Genomic DNA, 19,532 nt, shown 5'->3' on the forward strand with positions numbered 1-19,532 from the left:
CAATTCGTCTCTTATGTTCGATCTGCAGCCTGATTGACAGCAGTGTCAAGCAGTGCAAGGTAGTTGTTGACAGCGCGCTCAACAGAAAAATCTTCCGCCCTGCGTAGTAATATTTCCCTGGGCGTGGGGTCGTCCAGTTCAGCGAGAACGGCCTTCGCCATCTCATCTGCGTTACCGATACTCACTAAAGCACCATAGTTTCCGTCTTCAAGAATTTCGCTTGAGCCACCAGGGCAATCGGTACTGACGACCGGGCAACCGCAGGCTAGGGCCTGAATGAGGACGCCTGGTAGACCTTCATACGCGGACGACAATACGAGCACAGAGGCCCGCGCCATGTACTGGAAAGGATTCTCTACGAACCCAGGCATGTAGACGTCGGCTTGAATGCCCAGTGTGCACACCAACTGCTCAAGATCATCGCGCAGTCTGCCCTCTCCAAGGATGACCAGCCGTGCTTCCCTGTCTGCGCGCACAGCAGCAAACGCGCGGATAAGAGTGGCGAAATCTTTCTGTTCCGTGAATCGCCCTGCCGCCAGAATGACGGGCGGTTCATCCTGCGCAAACCACGGGTGTTCCAGTGGCTGTTGTGCGCGTGTGCGCAGGTTATCATCTACGACAGGGTTGTGGACCGTGATGACAGAATCCTGATGTAATCCAATGGTTGTGATTAACTCATCAGCCACATGATCTGATACGGCTACAACACGGTTTGCTTTTGGGTAGGTTCGCCGCACTAGCTCAGGTAAGTAGCGCCATCGCCATTTGCGAGAATTAGATGGTGCGGCGCAATAGGACGATAGCGCAATACGCTCACTGACAATGACAGGCACTCGTGAGCCAGACAGTTCTTTGGCCCAGATGGCGCTAAGGTTGGCATAGGGAAGAGCAGATAAGATGACATCAGGCTGGCTGGCCACAATATACCTCTGCAAGGACCGTATGCGTGCGACCTCCGGGGCAGTTTTTTTCGCCAACAACACGGGGCGTAGTCTGACGAAAAAGTCTTGTAGGTTACTTCTGGCAATGATCCATCGCGCCCGCAAACCGCCGGTTGCTTCCAGTTCGATCATGGTTGCCCCTGCGGGGATCTCATCAAGGAATGCGCCTTTAGCCTGACATAGTACGATGTCAACCTCTCGTCCTTTCGCCAGGAAGCCTGTGGCTAAATTCAACATTGACCGCTCTGCGCCACCGCCTTCAAGTGATGGGAGAAGGACCGCGATCTTTTCGGCTCGGGTGCAGGTAGGTGACTGTGTTGGCATCAGTTCAGGTTCTTGTTCGCACAGCAGTAGTGAGCGGGTTATAAAAACCCGAAGGTGACGGTTTACTGCGGTAGCTGATTAAAAGGGCTAAGGGGAACCAGAATAACATCCACTGGTCTCTGGGTCGTTCAATAAGCGTGTCCACCCCCGTCATCATCGTGCAGACGGTGAAGATTAGGATGCAAAAAATACTGAAGTCGCCCTGCTGCTGGCCCCATGCCCAGGCGTGGTGAAATGCGACCACCAATAGCAGAAGGAATATGATCACACCGACCGCGCCCCCCTGCCAGAATAACTGTAGGAACGCATTATGCGCCGTTTCAAAAACGTGCCCCGCCACTTCAACGGATACTGGTGATAATAGACCACGACCTAACAAGGGGGTAGCTTTGGCCTCGTCCCATATGGCCGTCCAAATTAGTGGCCGCAATCCCCGTCCTCTTTGAAAAACCTGATCCAGCACCTCGGGGAAAGCCATAAAAAGTAAGCCCGCTAAGGCGACTAGAGGGCCTAGATACAACAGTCTTTTATTTTTTTGCATCAAGCACACTAAGGTTAGCAAGGCTATGATCATAGCTGTAAAAGCGGTTCGGCTTTGGCCGAACCATGCGACGCAGATGAATGCTCCGATGCTGAAAATAAATACCCAATTTAACTTCCGCCCTGGGAATCGCATCACAAAAAATGCGGCCAGTAGTGCGAATATGGCATACACATTGGAAAACTCATTGATATTGGTTAAGGATCCAATAGGGTTCAGTCGCATCGCGGGGAACGAGTTGTTACTATAAAAAACGACAATGCTTATTACAGCCGCAAAGGTAGCGAACAAAATACATGCCTGTAACGTGCGTTCAAAAAAACTGCGGTTCCAGTGCACCAGAAAATGCGTAACGGCAATAAAACTGATGAGGTTTACGGCGATCGTGGCCTTCTGGCCAAGCCGGTACCAGTTCAGTGGGTCGCTCCAGAAACCGGACAACAGAAGATAGAGAATGTATGCCACAATCGTCTGGAACAGCTTGTGTTTCCAGACTTCTTTGATACTTCCGACCACCACAAACAGGCTTAAGATAAACATAACTCGGGCATAAAACTGATAAGGCGCGCTGTAATCATTGAAAATAAAATAGCTGCACAGGAATACGCCATAGGCGGCCAGTAACAGGAAGGGGAATGCTCGCCTTAAATAATCTGAGGGGGTCAATTTTGTGTTGTTCACTAAATATCAAAGTCCGTTCTGCGCGTCCCGAAATCACTTGGTACCAATGGTACTGGATCATACGACCGAGATTAACAGTATACACAGGAGGTCGGTTGTTAGGCACTATTGGTCTTTTTTAAGCTCCCCCGCCTCTATATACTATTCCATCTTAGGCAGGTAAGCACAGCCCTCAAGCATAAGGCAGCCATGAGCCAGAATAACAATGTATCCATCTCTGTGGAGGTGGTGACCGGGGCCAAGGCGTTGCGCCAGTTTTTGGCTCTACCTCATCGTATCTACGCATCTGATCCTGCCTGGATTGCGCCGCTGGATTTCATGAAGCGTGAGCAGCTTTCCAAGGCTAACCACTTTTTCGAGCATGCTCGCTGGCGCGCTTGGATTGCCTATAGAAACGGCATCACAGTAGGACGAATCACCGCACAGATTGATGAAATGCACCTGCAGCAACACGCCGACGCTGTCGGATATTTCGGCATGCTGGAGGCAGATGATGACCCGGCTATATTTTCGGCCCTGTTTGGCGCAGCCGAAGACTGGCTGAGAAGTGAGGGAATGCAGCAGGTGCGCGGCCCCTTTAATTTACACGTCAACGAAGAGGTGGGGCTGTTGGTAGATGGGTTTGCCACGGCGCCCTACGTACTGATGGGCCATGCGCGCCGCTGGTACGGCCCCTCAGTGGAAGCCCAGGGTTATGTGGGCGCGAAAGACCTTCTGGCTTATCAGGTGCGCCCTGACTTTGAAGCTCCCCGAGTCATGGAACGGCTGGCCAGTCGAGTCTCGCAGCGGGTAAAAGTCCGCCCAATAAGACGCAAGCAGCTGTTGGAGGACGCCCGCATCATGCTGGAAATCTTCAATGATGCGTGGCAAAAAAATTGGGGGTTTGTGCCCTTAGCAGAGTCTGATTGGCTTGAAACCGTGTCAACACTTGCCAAGCTGATGCCGGATGACTACATCCAGATCGCAGAGTATGACGGCGAGCCGGTCGCCTTTATTGTGGCACTACCTAATCTCAATGAGGCTGCCCATGACCTTAATGGCCGTTTATTGCCCTTTGGTTGGGCCAAGCTCCTTTGGCGTCTTAAGGTGCGTCATCCCAAAACCGCCCGCGTCCCCCTGATGGGCGTTAAGCAGAGTTTTCAGCATTCTCGCCTCGGCCCAACTCTGGCTTTCATGGTCATAGACGCTGTGCGCAAGGCGTTGCATGCCCGTGGTGTAAAGGATGTTGAGATGGGTTGGATACTTGAGGATAACGACGGCATGCGCAGTATTATTGAAACCATTGGCGGCGTCGCGTATAAACGCTACCGCGTCTATCAAAAAGAATTATAGTTATGCAGCTTGATCCTGAATCACATCAAATGGTCGCCATCGTGCTGGCAGGCGATCGTACCAAGGCCGACTCATTGATCAACCACACCGAGGCCGGCAGCAAGGCCATGATTGATCTGGATGGCGTCCCTATGGTTCGCAGGGTGCTCGACTCCCTGCGCGTTTCACGGATGGTGAGTAGAATCTATATGGCCGGGCCTGAGGCCAGTGAGGTGGCGACTGATCCGGCTCTGCAAAAGTGGATTGACGACGGCGAAATGAGTTGGAGTGAGCCCGGTGTCAGTCCCAGCACCAGTGCCTATGAGGTCATGTCGCGGTTGGGCCCTGAGGATGCAGTGCTACTGACGACTGCCGACCACCCATTATTGACGCCTGAAATTGTTGATGCATTCGGTCGGCAGAGCCTAGCAGACGATGTTGATGTCACGGTGGGTCTAGCGCCCTATGCACTGGTTGCTGAGGCCTATCCCGGCATACGTAAAACGGTACTGCACTTCAGTGACGGGGACTTCTGCGGCTGCAACCTGTTTGCCTTCATTACCCCAGAAGGACGGCGCGCTGCCAAGTTCTGGCGCAAGATCGAACAAGAACGCAAGAAGCCACTGGTGGTCATTGGCTTGCTGGGGTGGTGGGCAGTTATACGTTATCGCTTCGGATTCCTGTCCCTGGAAGAGGCGTTGGCCAAACTGAGTAAGCGTCTGGGACTGCGCATGCGTGCGGTCATTCTGCCTTACGCGAATGCCGCCATAGACGTGGATTCAATCGCTGACCTGATGTTGGTCAAGGGCGCGCTGGCGAAAGCGGCGGAAGAAGACGCCTGATAAAGTGCTAATGGCTGCGATTGATTCGCAGCGTTCTGTTTGCCCCTTCACAAAACTCCCCCACTTCAGGTCGGTAGCGCCGCGAATCGATGCTTGCCTGCCAGCCTCCGCCAGTGCGTTCTATTTGATAGCGGTTGTAATGGGCGATATCTGCCCCGTGCAGTCCCAGGGCAGAGGCCGATGGGACAGCGATAATGGGCAGGCTGCCATGGCGAGTCTGTAGTTCGTTGTAATGTGCGCGGTGCCCGTGTCCGTGCAAAACCATTTCGGCGCCATGTTCCTCCAACAGGGCCTGTATTTCGGGTGCGTTGGTCAGGCGTTTACGCCACTTTTCTTTTCCCGCCACTGGACAATGATGCAAATAGACGACCCGGAACAGGCCTGCATCCGCTGTGCGTTGCAATAGCGCCGGTAGCCTGTTCAATTGTTCGCTATCAATAGTGCCTGTGGCCATAAGAGGTGGCTTGGGGCAAGCGCTGGACAACCCGATAAAGGCGATGCCCTCGCGCACTCTCAGGCTGGGGAAGTTCACTGTTTCCCCTGCGGTGTTGTGGTCGTTATCTGAGGCCATATAGTCCTGCCATAAGGCGAAGGTCTCGCTCCAGGGTGCGGCAACACAAGCGTCGTGATTGCCCGGTACCAGCGCTATTTGGCCGGGATTACCCAGTTCCTGCAGCCACTGCCGAGCCTGTTCGAACTCCTGCGGCAAACCGATATGGGTCAGGTCGCCGGTGACGAGTAGTTGATCGAGCTCCGATAACTCTAAGTCGCGCTGGAGTGCTTCGAGAACTTCCGTGCGGTGCTCGAAGCGGCGTTTTCTGCGCCAGGACAGGTAGCCTAGGCCCCGCTTACTAAAAAGGTCGCGCCCGCGCACTCCTTTCAGCGAACTGAGGTGGGGATCCGAGAGTTGTGCAAAGCACTGCGGCATGGCTTGATGTTCCTCGTCGCCTGTCATTGTAGCATTTACCGATTAGCGCCTGACATCGGAACCAATAGTGCTGTGCTCGTTTGGTGTTAAGCGCGGCGGATGGAGGCCCCCAGCTCTGCTAGCTTCCTGTCGATATTGGCGTAACCACGATCGAGATGATAGACACGGTCGATGACAGTCTCGCCCTCGGCAGCCAGAGCAGCAATGATTAATGAGGCAGAGGCGCGCAAGTCAGTGGCCATAACCTGAGCGCCCTGCAGTCGCTCGCGACCCCGAACAATGGCGGTTCGGCCCTGCAACTCAATATCCGCTCCCATGCGTTGTAGCTCAGCGACGTGCATAAAGCGGTTTTCGAAGATGTTTTCTACTACCGTGGCAGAGCCTTCGGCCAACGCGTTGAGCGCCATGAATTGGGCCTGCATGTCGGTGGGGAAAGCAGGAAAGGGTGCTGTGTGTATATTGACTGCCTTACAGCGCTTGCCGTCAGTGTCGAGATGAATCCAATCTGGTCCCAGTTTCAGACGGCAGCCCGCCTGTTCAAGTTTGTCTAATACGTGCTGTAGATAGTCGGGATTGGTCTCCAGCACGGTGATACTGCCGCGCGTAGCAGCGGCAGCGGCTAGGAATGTTCCAGTTTCTATGCGGTCAGGCGGCACCTTGTGGGTGGCGCCGTGCAGGTGCTTGACGCCTTCGATGGTAATGGTGCTGGTGCCCGCGCCAGCAATGTGGGCACCCATAGATTGCAGTAACCGCGCCAGATCGCTTATTTCCGGCTCCATGGCACAGTTTTTTAGAGTTGTTACGCCCTCGGCTAGAGTGGCGGCCATTAGGAGGTTTTCAGTGGCTGTGACCGAAGGTACATCGAATGCGAAATGTGCCCCTCGCAAGCGCTTAGCCTTGGCTTTTATATAGCCCGCCTCGATACGGATGTCTGCGCCCAGTGCCTGCAGTCCAACAATATGCTCATTGACGGGCCGTGAACCAATGGCGCAGCCTCCTGGTAGCGATACATCGGCTTCCCCAAAGCGGGCCAGCAGTGGGCCGAGGAGAAGGATTGAGGCGCGGATGGTCTTTACTAGCTCATAGGGTGCTCGTACCGAATGTATTTGGTTGCTGTCGAGGACCAGTTCGGTACCAGTGCGCTGCACTTGCGTGCCGAGCAATTCCAGCAGTTGCAACGCTGTGCCTATATCGCGCACGTCAGGTAAATTGCTGATGTGCAGGGGTTCGGCACTGAGCAAAGAGGCAGCAATAATCGGGAGGGCAGCATTTTTTGCACCTGCTACTGTGACCTCACCACGCAATGGGCCGTTACCCGTGATAAAAATTTGTTCCATCAGTGTGCCTGTGTGCCGGTAATGAGGCCGGCAGATTTCAGGCCGGCATAGGCGGCGATGATGGCATCGATCTGCGCGCTCGTGTGGGCTGCGCTGACGCTATTACGCAGAAGGAAATTGGTCGAAGGTGAGGCTGGTGGGATAACCAAATTGACATAGACTCCAGCCTCCATCAGCGCCTTCCAGCAGTCGATTGTGCGTGAGCGATCCTCCATCGCCACCGCAACGACCGGGCTCGCGGTGGGGCCTACTGGGAGGCCCATAGACTTTAACCCCTGATAAAGACGGTTGCAGTTGTCCCACAATTTTGCCTGTAATTCGGGTTCAGCGGCAGTTATGCGCAACGCTTCGCGTGTGGAAGCGATGACAGAGGGTGAGGACGATGCGGTGAAGATATAGGAGTTGATGCAAAAGCGAATGGCCGCCAATTCCGCATGCCGGCTGACACAAAACCCACCGATGGCGCCCAGGCTCTTACTGAATGTCCCGCAAAAAAAGTCGACATCTGCTTCCACTCCAGCGGCTTGGGCTGCACCTCGTCCGGTAGCACCCATGACGCCCATGGAATGGGCTTCATCCACAAACAGATAGCCACCGTACTCGCGTTTAACAGCAGCAATTTCCTGCAGTGGCGCAACATCGCCCAGCATAGAATAAATGCCTTCTGCGATAATTAACGTCTGATGAGCACGATCACCCAGCCGGCGCAGTCGCTTGGCAAGATCCTCGGGGTCGCTGTGCTTGAAACGTATAATCTCTGCACCGCTCAGTTTGACCCCGGTGTAAATACTCGCGTGGCTGTCTGCATCAAGGAGAATTACATCTCCAGGGCCGGCCAACGTGGCGCACATGCCCATGGTTGCGGTATAGCCCGTGGAGAATACGATTGCATTGTCTACACCGTAGAACTGCGCTATTTCGGTTTCCAACGCTTGATGTTCAGCGAAAGAGCCGTTGGCGAGTCGGGACCCGGTGGTGCCCGTCCCCCAGAGTGCTGTGGCATCTTGGGCGGCTTTAATGCAGCGCGGGTCAAAAGACAACCCGAGATAATTATTCGTGCCCGCTAGGATGACGTTGCGGCCTTGCACAACGCCCTCTGTGGCAGACAGAATTTTTTCGGTAATGGCGCCAAAGGGCTCAACGCTGCGCTCTGCGAGCTCGGCCTGAAAGTCGGCCATAGGTTTAAACTTGTCGAACATCATGGTTTTGATCTGCCTCGGGAATTCACCAGTGACGCTTAGAGATTGAGCTGTCTGACCTTTGTTGCGAGGTCACCAATCGTGTTGACGTCAGGAAGGATATTTAAGGGAATGGATATGTCGAAGTGATCCTCGATTTTTTCGATAAACTCCATCACTTCTAGGGAGCTAAGCCCGATATCTGCAACCAGCGAAGTGTTTTCAGACAAAATCAGCTTGTTTTTATTCTGTGATTCGAGTGCGCTGCAGAGGAAGCTGAGGTATTCCGAATAATCGATCATTTTGTTGCTGCTCTTGCGTCGATCAAGGTAAGTCGCTAAATTTCAGAGGCTTAAACTATACCGATGGAATAATAGTAATGCCAGTAATTTGGTTGATAGACGCCTATCGCGCAGGAGAGCGTGGGCAGGTGCGTGCGCTAGTCGATGCATTAGGCTGGCCCTGCAAGGTTAAGGTGCTGAGCTATCGCAGCCATGTTTTTTTACCTCATGCATTGGGCCAGTCGACCCTGCGGGGTATCACCTTTGAGTCCGCTGCGACACTCAGTCCTCCTTGGCCGGATCTGGTGATCAGTAGTGGCGTGCGCAATGAACCAATCTGTCGGTGGATTCGAGCCCAGTCCGGAGATCGGACACGTTATGTGCATGTTGGGCGACCCTGGGGAGCATTGGATTCTTTTGACCTGGTGATTACCACGCCACAATATCGTGTGCCGCCTCATCCCAAAGTGCTCAACAATATGCTGACTTTGCACAGTGTGACAGCGCCGCGTCTGGCGCAGGCTCGGATTCAATGGGAGTCGACGTTTGCTGATTTGCCAGGTCCGCGTTTCGCAGTAATGGTGGGGGGTAACAGCGGACCATTCACGCTAGGGCCGCAGGCGGCAGCCCGCTTGGGTGCGGAGGCTTCCCGCGTGGCGAAGGCTCACGGCGGGTCGCTGCTGGTCTCCACCAGTTCGCGTACCTGCTCGGCGGCACAGGATGCACTGCAGTCTGCCATTACCGTGCCGAGCTACTTTTATCGCTGGCCGGGCGAGGGTTTAGAGAATCCCTACGAGGGTATTTTGGCGTGGGCTGATCATTTGATTGTTACCGGTGACAGTATTGCGATGTTGTCGGAGGCCTTGGCCACGGGTAAGCCCGTGGCCATATTTGATCTAGGTGGCATGCGTGACTTCCATGATAGGACTGTTAGAGATTTTCGCCTAGGCGGCGCGCTTTACGCAGCACTGCTGCGCTGGTTCTGGCAGCCGCTGAGCCGGGATATTACGTTGGTGCATAGTCAACTGCATGAGTCAGGCTGCGCCACATGGATGGAGGAAGCACGAGTGACGCCAAAGGTGCCGGCGCAGACCGACCTGCAGCGCGCTGTCGCAGCTGTGCGCAAACTACTTGGCAAGGGCTGACTGGTCTTCCCTGGGCAATAAGCTGGCAGTGCCATTGGTCATCCTGTAGACATAATCGGCCGCCTGTACCATGGCGCGATTATGGGAAATAGCCAAAATGGTGAGCTGCCCTTTCAGGCCCCCCAGCGTTTTACAAATAGCATCCTCGCTCTCGCGATCCAAGGCACTAGTGGCTTCATCGAGAATTAACAGGCGTGGTCGGTTTACCAGCGCCCGAGCGATTACGATACGCTGGCGCTGACCACCGGAGAGTTTCCCGCCCCTCTCGCCGACCATTGTACTCAAGCCCTCTGGCAGCCCGGACACGAATTCCCAGGCATCGGCAGCGCGCAGTGCCTGCTCCGCGTCGTTGATGCTCAGTTTCGGGTCTCCTAGCGTCACATTATGCAAGATGCTGTCATGCAGCAGAATGGTGTCCTGCGGTACGTAGCCTATCATGTTGCGCCATAGTCTGAGGTCGACCTCCCGCAGCGGAGTGCCGTCTATTAGAATCTCGCCCCTCTTGGGCTGGAGTAGGCCTATCGTCAGATCGACAATAGTGGTTTTCCCTGCGCCAGAAGATCCGACCAGTGTTGTTAATGAGCCCGCTTTAATCTGCAAGGATAAGCCGTTAAATACAGGGTGCCGCTCGTCGTAATCAAAAGTGACGTTGGCGAAGTCGATGGCTGTTTCAAAGTGTGGGCTGACGTTGCCGCCAAGATGCTCTTCGGCATTGCTGGCATCATTGATGGAATCCAACAGGGCCCAGTAAGCGCTCTCCCCCTGTGCCAGTTTTTGGTATTGCTTTTGTACTTTTCCAAAGAATGCAAAAGCACGGCCTAAGGCAACGACTAACACCATGACTACGGGCAGATCCATGCTGAATTTGGCCACTGAGACATACACGCCCAGGCAAATAAATGCGGTGAACATCAGTTCTTGACCCGAGTCCAGTGAAGCGGCGCTCATCACCTGGCGGCGCAGGGCCTTGTTCAGACGATTAGTGTCCTGCGCTAGTACCTTATCCGCGAGGTGTTCCCGCGCCATTGCCTTTAATGGTTTGACCGATTGTAGGGTATCGGTAAGATTAGACATGAGTGACGTCATTAGCAGTGTCTGTTTTTTACCGGCCCGACGGGTGATTCTTACCAAAAAGTGCGACAGGCCAATCACGATAATCCCGGCGCCGATGCCCGCCACCGATGCCTGCCAGGACAATGCAAAGGCTACGGCCCCATAGATCAGTCCTTGAATCAGGTAGATGATCGCGTTGGCGCCATTGATAAAAGCAGCAGACGATCGCTGGGCTTCTGAGGCCAGTGCATTGGTTAATTTGCCTACAGGCTGATGCAAAAAATATTCCCATTTGCTGCGCAATACCACACGCAGCAACTGCAGGCGTAAGTCGGTGCTGACTTGGGCTGCGGTATAACCTACCTGCCGCTGACCTATAAGCAGAAATAGACTTTTAAAGGCAACCCCACCCAGTACAATTAGAAGCATATTGAGCAGGGTAGGCGTAATACCAATGCTCGCCAGTGTGTCGAGCACGGTGCGTTCAAACTCATTTTGGTTGCCCAAATCTGCGCCGGGTAACATGTTGGTCGCTTCGGGGCCCAGTGCAATATTCACCAGCGGTAGCAGAGCGGATAGTCCGATACCCTCGGCTGCACCCGACAGCAGCAGCGCCAAAATCATAAGCGCGCTTTGCCAGCGATAGGCGCGAAAAAAGCTGAGTATCAGGCGCACGTGGGTATGTCCTCGGCAGTGACTAGCGCGAAAAGCGCTGTCAATTTTGTCATAACGTGCGTCACATTTTGCCTCACCAACGCATACGCCGCAGCAGTAACAGGGCGGCGGCAAGCGTAATTAACGTCGGTAACAGAGCTACCAGTGGAATATTCCATTGCAAAAGTTGTCCGAGTGAGAAAATAATCTGTGCGCCTAGATAGAACAGTATACCCAGTACAGCACCAATGCCTATGCTGACACCCAAGCTGCGATCGCGCCCCGCAGTGATGCTCGCACTGATTGAGGTGCCCAGTAGAACCATGGCACAAACGGTCAGTGGCATCAGCAGTCTTTGCCAGAATGCATTCATGTACTTTCCTACGGGCTGCCCATTAGTGGCCCGATATTGGCTGTATCGATAGAGTAACGACAGATTCATGCTGGCAACCGGGAGTGTGAGTGTAGGCAGCTCGTCACGGGACCAAAGGTTAGTAATTTCCAGTGCATCATGGGTCTGGGTTTGAAGTTGACCGTCCACTAATATTTTTTCTTTGACCGTTTGAAATACCCATGTTCTATCGTCTTTGACGATTGCTGTGTTCGCTTGCATGGCGCGAACCAGCTGATTGGACTCATCAAATTCGAAGAGACTAATGCCGCCCGGCACGTTGTCCTCGGACATGATTGTCAGATGGATGTAACTCTGCCCGTCTGTCGACCAGACTCCGCCATCGGGAAGCCATCCGGACGTTCCATCGCGCAATCGCTGCCGTTCCTGTCCTGCCGATTGCTGCAGCTGTGGCGTGACGTATTCCATACAGACCCAGAGCCCGGCCATTAGCAGCACGGTCGGTAAGGCGAGTGTGGCGAGCAACTGTGTCGGGGAGAAACCGGTACAGCTGACGATGGTTAACTCGTTGTAGCGGTCGAGGCTGGACAGCGCAACGATACTGCCTAGCAGCGCAATCACCGGGGCCAGATTCACTAATTGGTTGGGTAAGATGAGCAGCGTATAGCGCGCCACTGCGAGCGTATTGTATTGATATCCGGTATGATCCAACTCTTGGGTGAAGCTGATCAGACCGAAAATGGCCCCCAGTACCACCATGACAAGCAGCCAGCCTTTGACTACGCTTAATCCTATATAGCGTTGTAGGATCATCGCCGTTTCATCCTTGGGAACGTCAGTAGTAGTGCCAGCAGCCCGGCCTGCAGGACATAGGCAGTCCACAGCCCCGGTATCGCCCCGAGTGTACCTTGCTCCATGAGAGTGCGCAGCACGCTGACCATGGAGAACAGTGTGATGTAAGCTAATAGGGCAATAGAAACGTTGCGAAAGCGGGATTCTCTTGGTGCGGAGCGAGCCAGTGGCACGGCAATCAAGGCGAGAAGTATCGTTGCTAGCGGCGTAGTTATTCGCCACTGGTATTCCGCGACATCCTTGGGATTGGAGGATTGTGACAGGTTCAGCGTGGTTTCCGCCTTGCGCCGGTATTTCTCTTGCGCCTCATCGTTGGGCAGTTGGACGACCAACTCTTTGAACTTCAGCGTCAAATCCTTTTGCCCGCTATTGTCCAGCAGGTAATTGTAACCATTATAAAAAGTCGCTTGCATAGCTTGACCAGGATTGAGCGTGGGCATCGCCGCCGATTCTGCAACGATGATCTCAGAGCGCGCCTCCTTCTGGTAATTCTTTTGTAGGAATACACCCTTGTGTAACCCCCTTTCCAGGTCTACGTCTTGGGCAATAAAGGTGTAGTCGCTGCCATCCATGGTGACGAACTCGTCGGCTGACATCTGTTTTAAATCAAATTGAGCTGCGGCCTGTGATTCCAAGGCGTAGCTGGTGCGAAAAGCCCACGGGCGACCCAGAGTGGACATCAATCCGGTGATGAGAGCGATGACCAGTGCAAGCTTCAAAACCGCTTGCAGAATACGTGCCCTACTAACGCCTGCGGCATAGAGCGCGCTCATCTCGGAGTCACGGTAGAGTCGGCCGATAGCCGACAACACTGAGAAGAAAAATGCCGAGGGCAACAATATCTCCAGTGTGATCAGAGTATTGAGGCTGACAAGCTTGAGCGCAGTCAGCATATCCAGTTGCCCGCTTGCGGCGAGGGTCAGTTGGCGTGCCGCGGAAAAGCCGATAAAAATCAGTACTAGGAGGCCGAGCCCCGTACAGAAGGGGCGAATAATTTCCCGGCTGATGTGGCGGTCGATAATCAAGGGGGTCGTGTTCCTGTCGATGCAGGCCGCTATTCTACATGAAGCGCCCTTATCTGGTCATTTTGGCTTGCTTCGAGCATAATTGCACGCTTTGCGAATGCAACTACATTCTGCCTGCGAGTATTACACTAAATGTTAAATTTGAGTGATGGTGTCAAGAAGGCGCTGATTCTCATTCCAACTCAGCCCCTGCCAGCCAGGGCTCGGGTTGCCGTGCGTCGTAAACACTTGGCTCGCCTAGAGATGGCCAAAGCGCAGCGTGCCAATTTTTTGATTATCGGGCACCCTAAGAGCGGCAACACCTGGCTCAAAGTGATGATTTCGCGCTTGTATCAGTTGCGGTACAACCTGCCCGAGTCGACGCTTATCAACACTGACGAATTTGCGCGTAAAATCCCTGAGATTCCTCGTTTGGCAGCAACCAACGCCTACTACAGTTATGAGGGCGAGGTGGGTAAACTGCTGGCCTGTGGCGCGCTCGATAACCCGCTGCGGCATAAGCCGGTGTTATTTCTGGCACGTAACCCGATCGATATTGCGGTGTCCTGGTTTCATCAGTTTACCAAGCGTCAGTCCCGAGCTAAGCAGGAGCTCATTAACCATTTTGTGGATCACCCCATTGATCGCCGCACGGTGCAGATGTGGGATTTTGTGCGCCATTCGGATATTGGCCTGCCCAGCCTTATCGAATACCAGAACACCTGGGCCCGCAACGTGCGGCAACTGGAGCATGGAATGCTGGCTCGTTATGAGGATTTACGTGCTCAGCCAGTGCCAACACTGCATCGGATTACGCAGCTCATGGGTGAGGACTTCAGTGTAGACGAAATTAGCGCGGCGGTGGAATGGGGTTCCTTCGACAACCTGCAGAAGTTGGAGACCAGTGGGACTTTTAGTCAGGGCGGCATGAAGCTGGTGAACGCCAGTGACCCCAGTACGTTTAAGGTCAGGCGGGGGAAAGTCGGTGGTTATCGAGAAGATTTTGATGTGGCCCAAGTGGCGGAACTCGAAGCTTTGGTGCGGGACAATATTCTGCCGGAGCTGGGCTATTGTCAGGGCGTAACGGACGCCTGACGGTGACACCTCGTACCTGGGTTATCCTCAGTGACAAGCGAGGCGATAACGGCCAAGTGGATACGATCGTTGACGCACTGCCGTGGCCGGCCGAACACAAATACGTGCACATGCGTCCCGAATGGGTGCTGGGTAAGCCGCGCTATCGACCTTCCTTGGATCACCTTGATTTGAGTCGCAGCGACACTCTAGAGGGCCCATGGCCCGATTTGATTATTACCGTTGGCCGGCGTCCTTCGATGGCGGCTCTTTGGGTGCGCAAGCAATCGGGCAATAAGACTAAAATAGTACTGGTGGGTAAGCCGTCCGGACATATGCTCGATTTTTCTCTGGTGGTTGCCAGCGCCGAGAACCAGCTGCCACCGATGCACAACTATTTACCGATCACTTTGCCTCTGATGCGTGTCGGCCCTGACGATGTGGCAAGTGAGGTTTTGGCCTGGCAGGAACGGTTCGACGGACTGCGCAAGCCATTGATTGCTATGCTGGTCGGTGGTGAGACCAACCCGTTCATTATGAATCGGCAGGTAGCCAACGATTTGGTGGCGACGGCGCACTGGGTTGTTGATGAGTTGGGCGGTACGCCCTATGTCACTACCAGTCGCCGCACCACGCCCGAGGTGGTGGAGATATTGCGTCGTGATCTTCCAGAACAGGCTGTTTTTTATGCATGGTCTGCAGAGGCAGAGGATAATCCCTATCGGGCTCTACTGGGTTGCGCCGACGGGTTCATCGTGACAGCCGACAGCGTGTCCATGATGGTGGAAGTTATCTATCTGCACAAACCGCTGGCGATTTTTCCCTTACCTGGGGGTTGGCTGGGCCGTATTGATCAACGGCGCCGCTCATTGGCTCACTGGCTGTTTAATCCAACACTGGATTCTACTTGGGATCGTTGGCGCCATCGTCTTGCGAGGGGGTTTTACTATGTGGATATCTTCAAGGTGTTGTGCGCTACTCGAGATTTCCGCGCGTTTCATCGCCTGCTGGTCGACAAGGGACTGGCGGTCTGGTCAGGACAACCCTTTGTGCAGCCCAGTGCGCAATTGCCTGATGATGCAGGCTTAGTAGTAAGGCGTATTCAGACACTTTTTTAGTGCCGATTGCTGCGACTGGACTAACATCGGCGCACTTTCTGTCGCCGCAGGCGTGGGCCTTGAGCGTCTAACCAGAGAGGGCATTTGTTCCTTAAGCTTTGTGGATACCTTTGTAAATCATTTTACGGACCGCCAGTGGAAACAATAGGGTGCGGATTGTCCAATTGGGGAAGCGAAAACTGCTACCTTCTGGTTGAAATACGCGCAAGCCATCGCCCTGTACGCCGAAGATTGAGCCCCAGCGATAGCGTGGCGACTCATAGCGTTTCATGCTGATGTTTCTACCGTCAAGATAAGCGTGAATATTGTGTCCGAGCAGGCGGTATCCCCAGTTTCGAGCCGAGCTTCGATGAGGGTCTGAGGCGGCAATGTCGCCCACTGCGAAGACATTGTCATAGCCGTCCACACGCAAAAAAGGGTCAGTTTTTACAAAACCATCGTCGTTAAGCATGTCGGCCGGAATGAAGTCGTTGTTGGGGGTCATTTTGCCGACTGCCCACAGTGTAATGTCGGCGTTAAAGTCGTCTTGCCCGCTTGAGAATGCAATGGGTTCAGTGGTAAAACGATCGCATTGAAAGCCATCCGGTATGACTGCGCGATGATTGGGGCGTAAGTTCACGCCAGCATCGAGCAAGTGCTGCTCTGCGCTGTTGCGCACTTTAGGGTGATAGCCGGGCAGGGGCTGGCTTTCACTGAAGAAAAAGTGCACAGATTTTTCGGGACATCGTGCCGCTAGGTTGGCCGCGACACTCGCGCCAGTGGCGCCGCCCCCAATGATCGCTATCAATTGCGCCCGCAACAGTTGTTGTGAGGCGCGGTCAGTGTTCTGGTTGATGGAATCAGTACTTTCCAGCACATTGTTGCGCCAGAAGCCGTTGGTCACGCCCGAAGAGATCACCAGTGCATCGTAGTGCTCCACCTGTTCGCTGTCATCGTGCAGCCGCACGGTAACGGTGGTTGTGCCGGGATCGATAGCCGTAATCAGCCCTTGCAGCGTGCGTACCCCGCGCAGCTGCTTGTAGCGGCTAAAGGGCATCAAATAGTCTTTTTTCCACGCTTTGGGCTGTGTCAGGCGCATGCCCAACTCCTGGCCACTCACTAGGCAGGGCTTGGGGCTGATTCCCACGATATCGAAGTTCTTGCCCAGATTGATGGCAACCAAGAGCCCGGTATCACCAAATCCGGCTATCACAACGCGCTTTTTCACTATTTTATGCCTTGATGTGATGATCGCTACTCTGGGTCACCGTTTTCAATCCAGCGCCACGTTACTCAGCGCATCCCGAGCACGTTTTTCATAAAATGCGTGCCCAAACGACTTGCACGCTGGGCGACAACAGCAAACAGGCCCTGATCTAGGTAGTTTATCTGCACCATGCGACGTTCGCCGACAAATTGGGTATGCCCGTGCCAGGAGTGATCAGTGCGGCGAAATGCGAGAAGGTTGCCCCCCGATGGAATAACCTGAGCAGCATAGTTCTCAATGTCGTCTTTTGAGCGCAGCAGGCGCAGTTGGCCGGCTTCGTTGTCCCATTTCTCGTTGAAGTAGACCAGTACCGTAATAACCTTACTCTTGTGATCGGTGTGAATGTTGCCATCGGTACGTTCGCAGAACTTACGCACCGTCACGGTAGTCGGCAGGGAAACTAAATCCATATCGAAGTGCTCGCCAAGCACGGCCGCAAATTCTGGACTCTGCAACTCCTGCATCAACTGTTTGAAGGCGACGCCATAAGTGAGACTTTCCAGCGTGTGGTTGGCCGCACTGTCTATCGCGGGATAGTCGCGGTTGACTTGCTCCAGTGAGGGGGCGTCGAGGAAGCCCGGTACTACTAGGTAGTCATAGGGATCAGTTTCTACGCGCGCCGCGCGCAGAGCATTAAGATTGGTCAGTGGCATCAGTGCATTTTAGTACGCCTGTTGTAAGTCCGGCAAGGCAGCGATCAGCCTGAGGATGTTAATAGTGCGGTAAATCAGGTCTTACCCATTAGTGCGGCAAACAGTGATATACGGTATTATTCTTAGCCTTTTCAAGACGTTGCCGAGGATAATTCAATCTATGGCCGATAGAGCAATGGTCGTTGTACGCCATATCATTTCATTGCTCTGCTTTTGGCTGCCTGCTGAACGCCGTAAAAAAATAGAACGCTGGCTGCGTGGGCGCGAAGAGTTTAGGAAGCTACAACGCAGTGACTGGGTACTGATGAGCTGGGGTAAATCGGGCAGGACCTGGTTGCGGGTGATGCTGTCCAGGGCCTATCAACTGAAAGGCAATCTGGATGCGAGTGACTTGCTGGATTTTGATAATTTCAAGCAGCATGACCCACAGCTGCCTGCGGTATTTTTTACCCACAATAACTATCTGCGCGATTACACCGGCAACCAGTATTCCAAAATTCACTTCCAGGGCAAGCGCATCGTTCTTCTTGTGCGTGACCCGCGCGATGTCGCTGTATCCCAGTTTTTCCAGTGGCAGTTTCGCATGCGCCCTAAAAAGAAGTTCATCAATGACTACCCGCCCCATGGGTCGGCGATAGACGTCTGGGACTTTGTTTTGGATAAAGAGGCCGGGGTGCCACGTATTGTTGACTACTTCAATGGCTGGGCGCAGGCAATTCCTGAATTGAAAGATGTGTTGGTGGTTCGTTATGAGGATATGCGTAAGGAGCCCAGTGATGTGTTGGCAAAAATACTGGCCTTTACTGGCACTGAAGTGACTGCAGACCAGGTGGAGCAGGCGGTAGAATTTGCTGCCTATGACAACATGAAAAAAATGGAAGAGGATACGTTTTTTAAAGGCAGTGGTGCCCGAGTCAAGCCGGGTGACAAGGACAACCCTCAGTCCTTCAAAGTACGCAAGGCCAAGGTCGGCGGCTATCGCGATTACTTCAGCGATGAGCAGTGCCAGCAGCTCGAAAAAATGGTGGCTCAGTTGGATCCACTGTTCGGTTACGGGGGGGAGCAGCCGTGAATATGGCTTTTCAAAATGTACGCCAAGCCTTGCAGACAGCGAGTAAGAAGCTCTCGCGTCGAGCGTTGCACTGGCGTATGCGTGGTCAGCCAGAAGCAGATATTCTGGTGGCCGAGCGCAAGCTCCGCGGCGTAGAGCAGTTTGACAAGCTGCACAGGGCTGACGTCGTGATAGTGTCTTTCGGTAAAAGCGGACGGACCTGGTTGCGGGTGATGATCTCTCATCTATTTCGTGTGATGTACAAGTTTCCTGAAAATGCCATTCTGGGGTTTGATAACTTCCATAATCTTAATCGCGAAGTCCCCAAAACGTTTTTTACGCACGACAATTACATCAAAGATTTTACCGGAGACTTCGACACGAAGGCCCCGTTTTATGACAAGCGCGTGATCCTGCTTGCCCGGGACCCTCGCGATGTCGCGGTATCACAGTTTTTTCAATGGAAGTTCCGGGTGAAGTCTACCAAGATAGCAATCAACAACTATCCGCCACGGGGCAGTGATATAAGTCTGTTCGATTTTGTCATGGGCGACAACGGCGGCAGTATGCAGGCCGTGACCGATTATCTGAATTTATGGGCGCGGGAAGTGGATAAGATGGAGTGCTTTCATTTGCTGCGCTATGAGGACCTGCGCGCGCGGCCGCGTGAAGAACTGCGCCGCATGCTCGACTTCATGCAGGTGGACGCCACTGAGACGCAAGTCAATGCAGCCGTGGATTACTCTTCTTATGAGAATATGAAAAAAATGGAAGGGTCGCAGCAGCTTCGCCTCGCTGGCGGCCGCATGATGCCTCGCGATAAGGATAACCCCGACAGCTTCAAGGTTCGTCGCGCCAAAGTCGGTGGTTATCGTGATTACTTCACTGATGAAGAAGTCGCCACAATCGACGCTAGACTGGCGGACACCCTGGCCCCCCTCTTTAATTACAAGTAATCCGTCCTTT

At 53.8% G+C, this 19,532-nt stretch carries 18 protein-coding genes; 7 read left to right on the forward strand and 11 right to left on the reverse strand.

The features are described from left to right. Positions 1–11: 11 nt before the first annotated feature. Positions 12–1,265 (reverse strand): glycosyltransferase, encoded by a 1,254-nt coding sequence (locus tag ABXT62_RS01335; RefSeq protein WP_415356751.1) that lies wholly within the window; start codon positions 1,263–1,265, stop codon positions 12–14. Positions 1,266–1,269: 4 nt separating this feature from the next. Next, positions 1,270–2,487, reverse strand: coding sequence for an O-antigen ligase family protein (locus tag ABXT62_RS01340; RefSeq protein ID WP_415356752.1), 1,218 nt, complete (start codon positions 2,485–2,487; stop codon positions 1,270–1,272). Between the two features lie 189 nt (positions 2,488–2,676). Between ABXT62_RS01340 and ABXT62_RS01345 the strand changes: the two genes are divergently transcribed. Then, positions 2,677–3,819, forward strand: a complete 1,143-nt coding sequence (locus ABXT62_RS01345) for a hypothetical protein (RefSeq protein WP_415356753.1) — start codon at positions 2,677–2,679, stop codon at positions 3,817–3,819. A gap of 2 nt (positions 3,820–3,821) precedes the next feature. Beyond that, on the forward strand, positions 3,822–4,640 hold the full coding sequence (locus tag ABXT62_RS01350) for an NTP transferase domain-containing protein (RefSeq protein WP_415356754.1): 819 nt from the start codon (positions 3,822–3,824) through the stop codon (positions 4,638–4,640). Between the two features lie 7 nt (positions 4,641–4,647). Here the strand turns inward: ABXT62_RS01350 and ABXT62_RS01355 are convergent, their stop codons facing one another. From ABXT62_RS01355 to ABXT62_RS01370, 4 genes are read right to left on the reverse strand one after another with little or no spacing between them, the layout of a single operon-like run. After that, entirely contained in the window at positions 4,648–5,595 is a 948-nt protein-coding gene (locus tag ABXT62_RS01355; RefSeq protein ID WP_415356755.1) for a metallophosphoesterase family protein, read from the reverse strand. A gap of 59 nt (positions 5,596–5,654) precedes the next feature. Then, positions 5,655–6,905, reverse strand: a complete 1,251-nt coding sequence (gene murA / locus ABXT62_RS01360; protein ID WP_415356756.1) for a UDP-N-acetylglucosamine 1-carboxyvinyltransferase — start codon at positions 6,903–6,905, stop codon at positions 5,655–5,657. Continuing rightward, positions 6,905–8,107, reverse strand: a complete 1,203-nt coding sequence (gene spt / locus ABXT62_RS01365; RefSeq protein WP_415356757.1) for a serine palmitoyltransferase — start codon at positions 8,105–8,107, stop codon at positions 6,905–6,907. Before spt ends, murA begins: the two co-directional genes overlap by 1 nt. A 35-nt stretch (positions 8,108–8,142) precedes the next feature. Further along, positions 8,143–8,385 (reverse strand): acyl carrier protein, encoded by a 243-nt coding sequence (locus tag ABXT62_RS01370; RefSeq protein WP_415356758.1) that lies wholly within the window; start codon positions 8,383–8,385, stop codon positions 8,143–8,145. 77 nt (positions 8,386–8,462) lie between these two features. Between ABXT62_RS01370 and ABXT62_RS01375 the strand changes: the two genes are divergently transcribed. Next, a complete protein-coding gene (locus tag ABXT62_RS01375) occupies positions 8,463–9,509 on the forward strand; it encodes a mitochondrial fission ELM1 family protein (RefSeq protein ID WP_415356759.1) in 1,047 nt (348 codons plus the stop codon). Here the strand turns inward: ABXT62_RS01375 and ABXT62_RS01380 are convergent. The 3 genes from ABXT62_RS01380 to lptF all read right to left on the reverse strand — a co-directional run bounded on the left by ABXT62_RS01380 (position 9,492) and on the right by lptF (position 13,445). Further along, entirely contained in the window at positions 9,492–11,237 is a 1,746-nt protein-coding gene (locus tag ABXT62_RS01380; RefSeq protein WP_415356760.1) for an ABC transporter ATP-binding protein, read from the reverse strand. The genes ABXT62_RS01375 and ABXT62_RS01380 overlap by 18 nt on opposite strands. A gap of 73 nt (positions 11,238–11,310) precedes the next feature. After that, on the reverse strand, positions 11,311–12,381 hold the full coding sequence (gene lptG, locus ABXT62_RS01385; RefSeq protein ID WP_415356761.1) for an LPS export ABC transporter permease LptG: 1,071 nt from the start codon (positions 12,379–12,381) through the stop codon (positions 11,311–11,313). Then, on the reverse strand, positions 12,378–13,445 hold the full coding sequence (lptF, locus tag ABXT62_RS01390; protein WP_415356762.1) for an LPS export ABC transporter permease LptF: 1,068 nt from the start codon (positions 13,443–13,445) through the stop codon (positions 12,378–12,380). The genes lptG and lptF overlap by 4 nt, the downstream gene beginning before the upstream one ends. Positions 13,446–13,577: 132 nt before the next feature. Here lptF and ABXT62_RS01395 point away from each other — a divergent pair, with 132 nt between their 5' ends. Next, positions 13,578–14,519: a sulfotransferase domain-containing protein gene (locus ABXT62_RS01395; RefSeq protein WP_415356763.1), complete on the forward strand. Its 942-nt coding sequence runs from the start codon at positions 13,578–13,580 to the stop codon at positions 14,517–14,519. Next, positions 14,495–15,616 (forward strand): mitochondrial fission ELM1 family protein, encoded by a 1,122-nt coding sequence (locus ABXT62_RS01400; protein ID WP_415356764.1) that lies wholly within the window; start codon positions 14,495–14,497, stop codon positions 15,614–15,616. The genes ABXT62_RS01395 and ABXT62_RS01400 overlap by 25 nt, the downstream gene beginning before the upstream one ends. A 91-nt stretch (positions 15,617–15,707) precedes the next feature. On the opposite strand, the gene ABXT62_RS01405 is transcribed toward ABXT62_RS01400, so the two are convergent. Together ABXT62_RS01405 and ABXT62_RS01410 are read right to left on the reverse strand one after the other, a co-directional pair. Next, a complete protein-coding gene (locus ABXT62_RS01405) occupies positions 15,708–16,823 on the reverse strand; it encodes an FAD-dependent oxidoreductase (protein ID WP_415356765.1) in 1,116 nt (371 codons plus the stop codon). A 65-nt stretch (positions 16,824–16,888) separates the two neighbouring features. Next, the gene (locus ABXT62_RS01410; RefSeq protein ID WP_415356766.1) at positions 16,889–17,515 is read right to left on the reverse strand and encodes a 2OG-Fe(II) oxygenase; all 627 of its coding nucleotides are present in this window, start codon (positions 17,513–17,515) and stop codon (positions 16,889–16,891) included. Positions 17,516–17,675: 160 nt separating this feature from the next. Here ABXT62_RS01410 and ABXT62_RS01415 point away from each other — a divergent pair, with 160 nt between their 5' ends. Together ABXT62_RS01415 and ABXT62_RS01420 are read left to right on the forward strand one after the other, a co-directional pair. Continuing rightward, positions 17,676–18,587 (forward strand): sulfotransferase domain-containing protein, encoded by a 912-nt coding sequence (locus ABXT62_RS01415; protein ID WP_415356767.1) that lies wholly within the window; start codon positions 17,676–17,678, stop codon positions 18,585–18,587. A gap of 2 nt (positions 18,588–18,589) precedes the next feature. Next, complete coding sequence (locus ABXT62_RS01420) at positions 18,590–19,522, forward strand: sulfotransferase domain-containing protein (protein ID WP_415356768.1); 933 nt, start codon at positions 18,590–18,592, stop codon at positions 19,520–19,522. The last annotated feature ends 10 nt before the right edge of the window (positions 19,523–19,532 follow it).

Source organism: Halioglobus sp. Uisw_031, from assembly GCF_047729875.1.
Lineage (GTDB): Bacteria > Pseudomonadota > Gammaproteobacteria > Pseudomonadales > Halieaceae > Marimicrobium.

Coding starts and splice junctions, on each gene's coding strand:
- ABXT62_RS01345 (WP_415356753.1), top strand. CDS start 2,677: ATGAGCCAGAATAACAATGTATCCATCTCTGTGGAGGTGGTGACCGGG.
- ABXT62_RS01415 (WP_415356767.1), top strand. CDS start 17,676: ATGGCCGATAGAGCAATGGTCGTTGTACGCCATATCATTTCATTGCTC.
- ABXT62_RS01355 (WP_415356755.1), bottom strand. CDS start 5,595: ATGACAGGCGACGAGGAACATCAAGCCATGCCGCAGTGCTTTGCACAA.
- spt (WP_415356757.1), bottom strand. CDS start 8,107: ATGATGTTCGACAAGTTTAAACCTATGGCCGACTTTCAGGCCGAGCTC.
- ABXT62_RS01335 (WP_415356751.1), bottom strand. CDS start 1,265: ATGCCAACACAGTCACCTACCTGCACCCGAGCCGAAAAGATCGCGGTC.
- ABXT62_RS01375 (WP_415356759.1), top strand. CDS start 8,463: ATGCCAGTAATTTGGTTGATAGACGCCTATCGCGCAGGAGAGCGTGGG.
- ABXT62_RS01410 (WP_415356766.1), bottom strand. CDS start 17,515: ATGCCACTGACCAATCTTAATGCTCTGCGCGCGGCGCGCGTAGAAACT.
- ABXT62_RS01350 (WP_415356754.1), top strand. CDS start 3,822: ATGCAGCTTGATCCTGAATCACATCAAATGGTCGCCATCGTGCTGGCA.
- ABXT62_RS01420 (WP_415356768.1), top strand. CDS start 18,590: ATGGCTTTTCAAAATGTACGCCAAGCCTTGCAGACAGCGAGTAAGAAG.
- ABXT62_RS01370 (WP_415356758.1), bottom strand. CDS start 8,385: ATGATCGATTATTCGGAATACCTCAGCTTCCTCTGCAGCGCACTCGAA.
- ABXT62_RS01395 (WP_415356763.1), top strand. CDS start 13,578: ATGTTAAATTTGAGTGATGGTGTCAAGAAGGCGCTGATTCTCATTCCA.
- lptG (WP_415356761.1), bottom strand. CDS start 12,381: ATGATCCTACAACGCTATATAGGATTAAGCGTAGTCAAAGGCTGGCTG.
- murA (WP_415356756.1), bottom strand. CDS start 6,905: ATGGAACAAATTTTTATCACGGGTAACGGCCCATTGCGTGGTGAGGTC.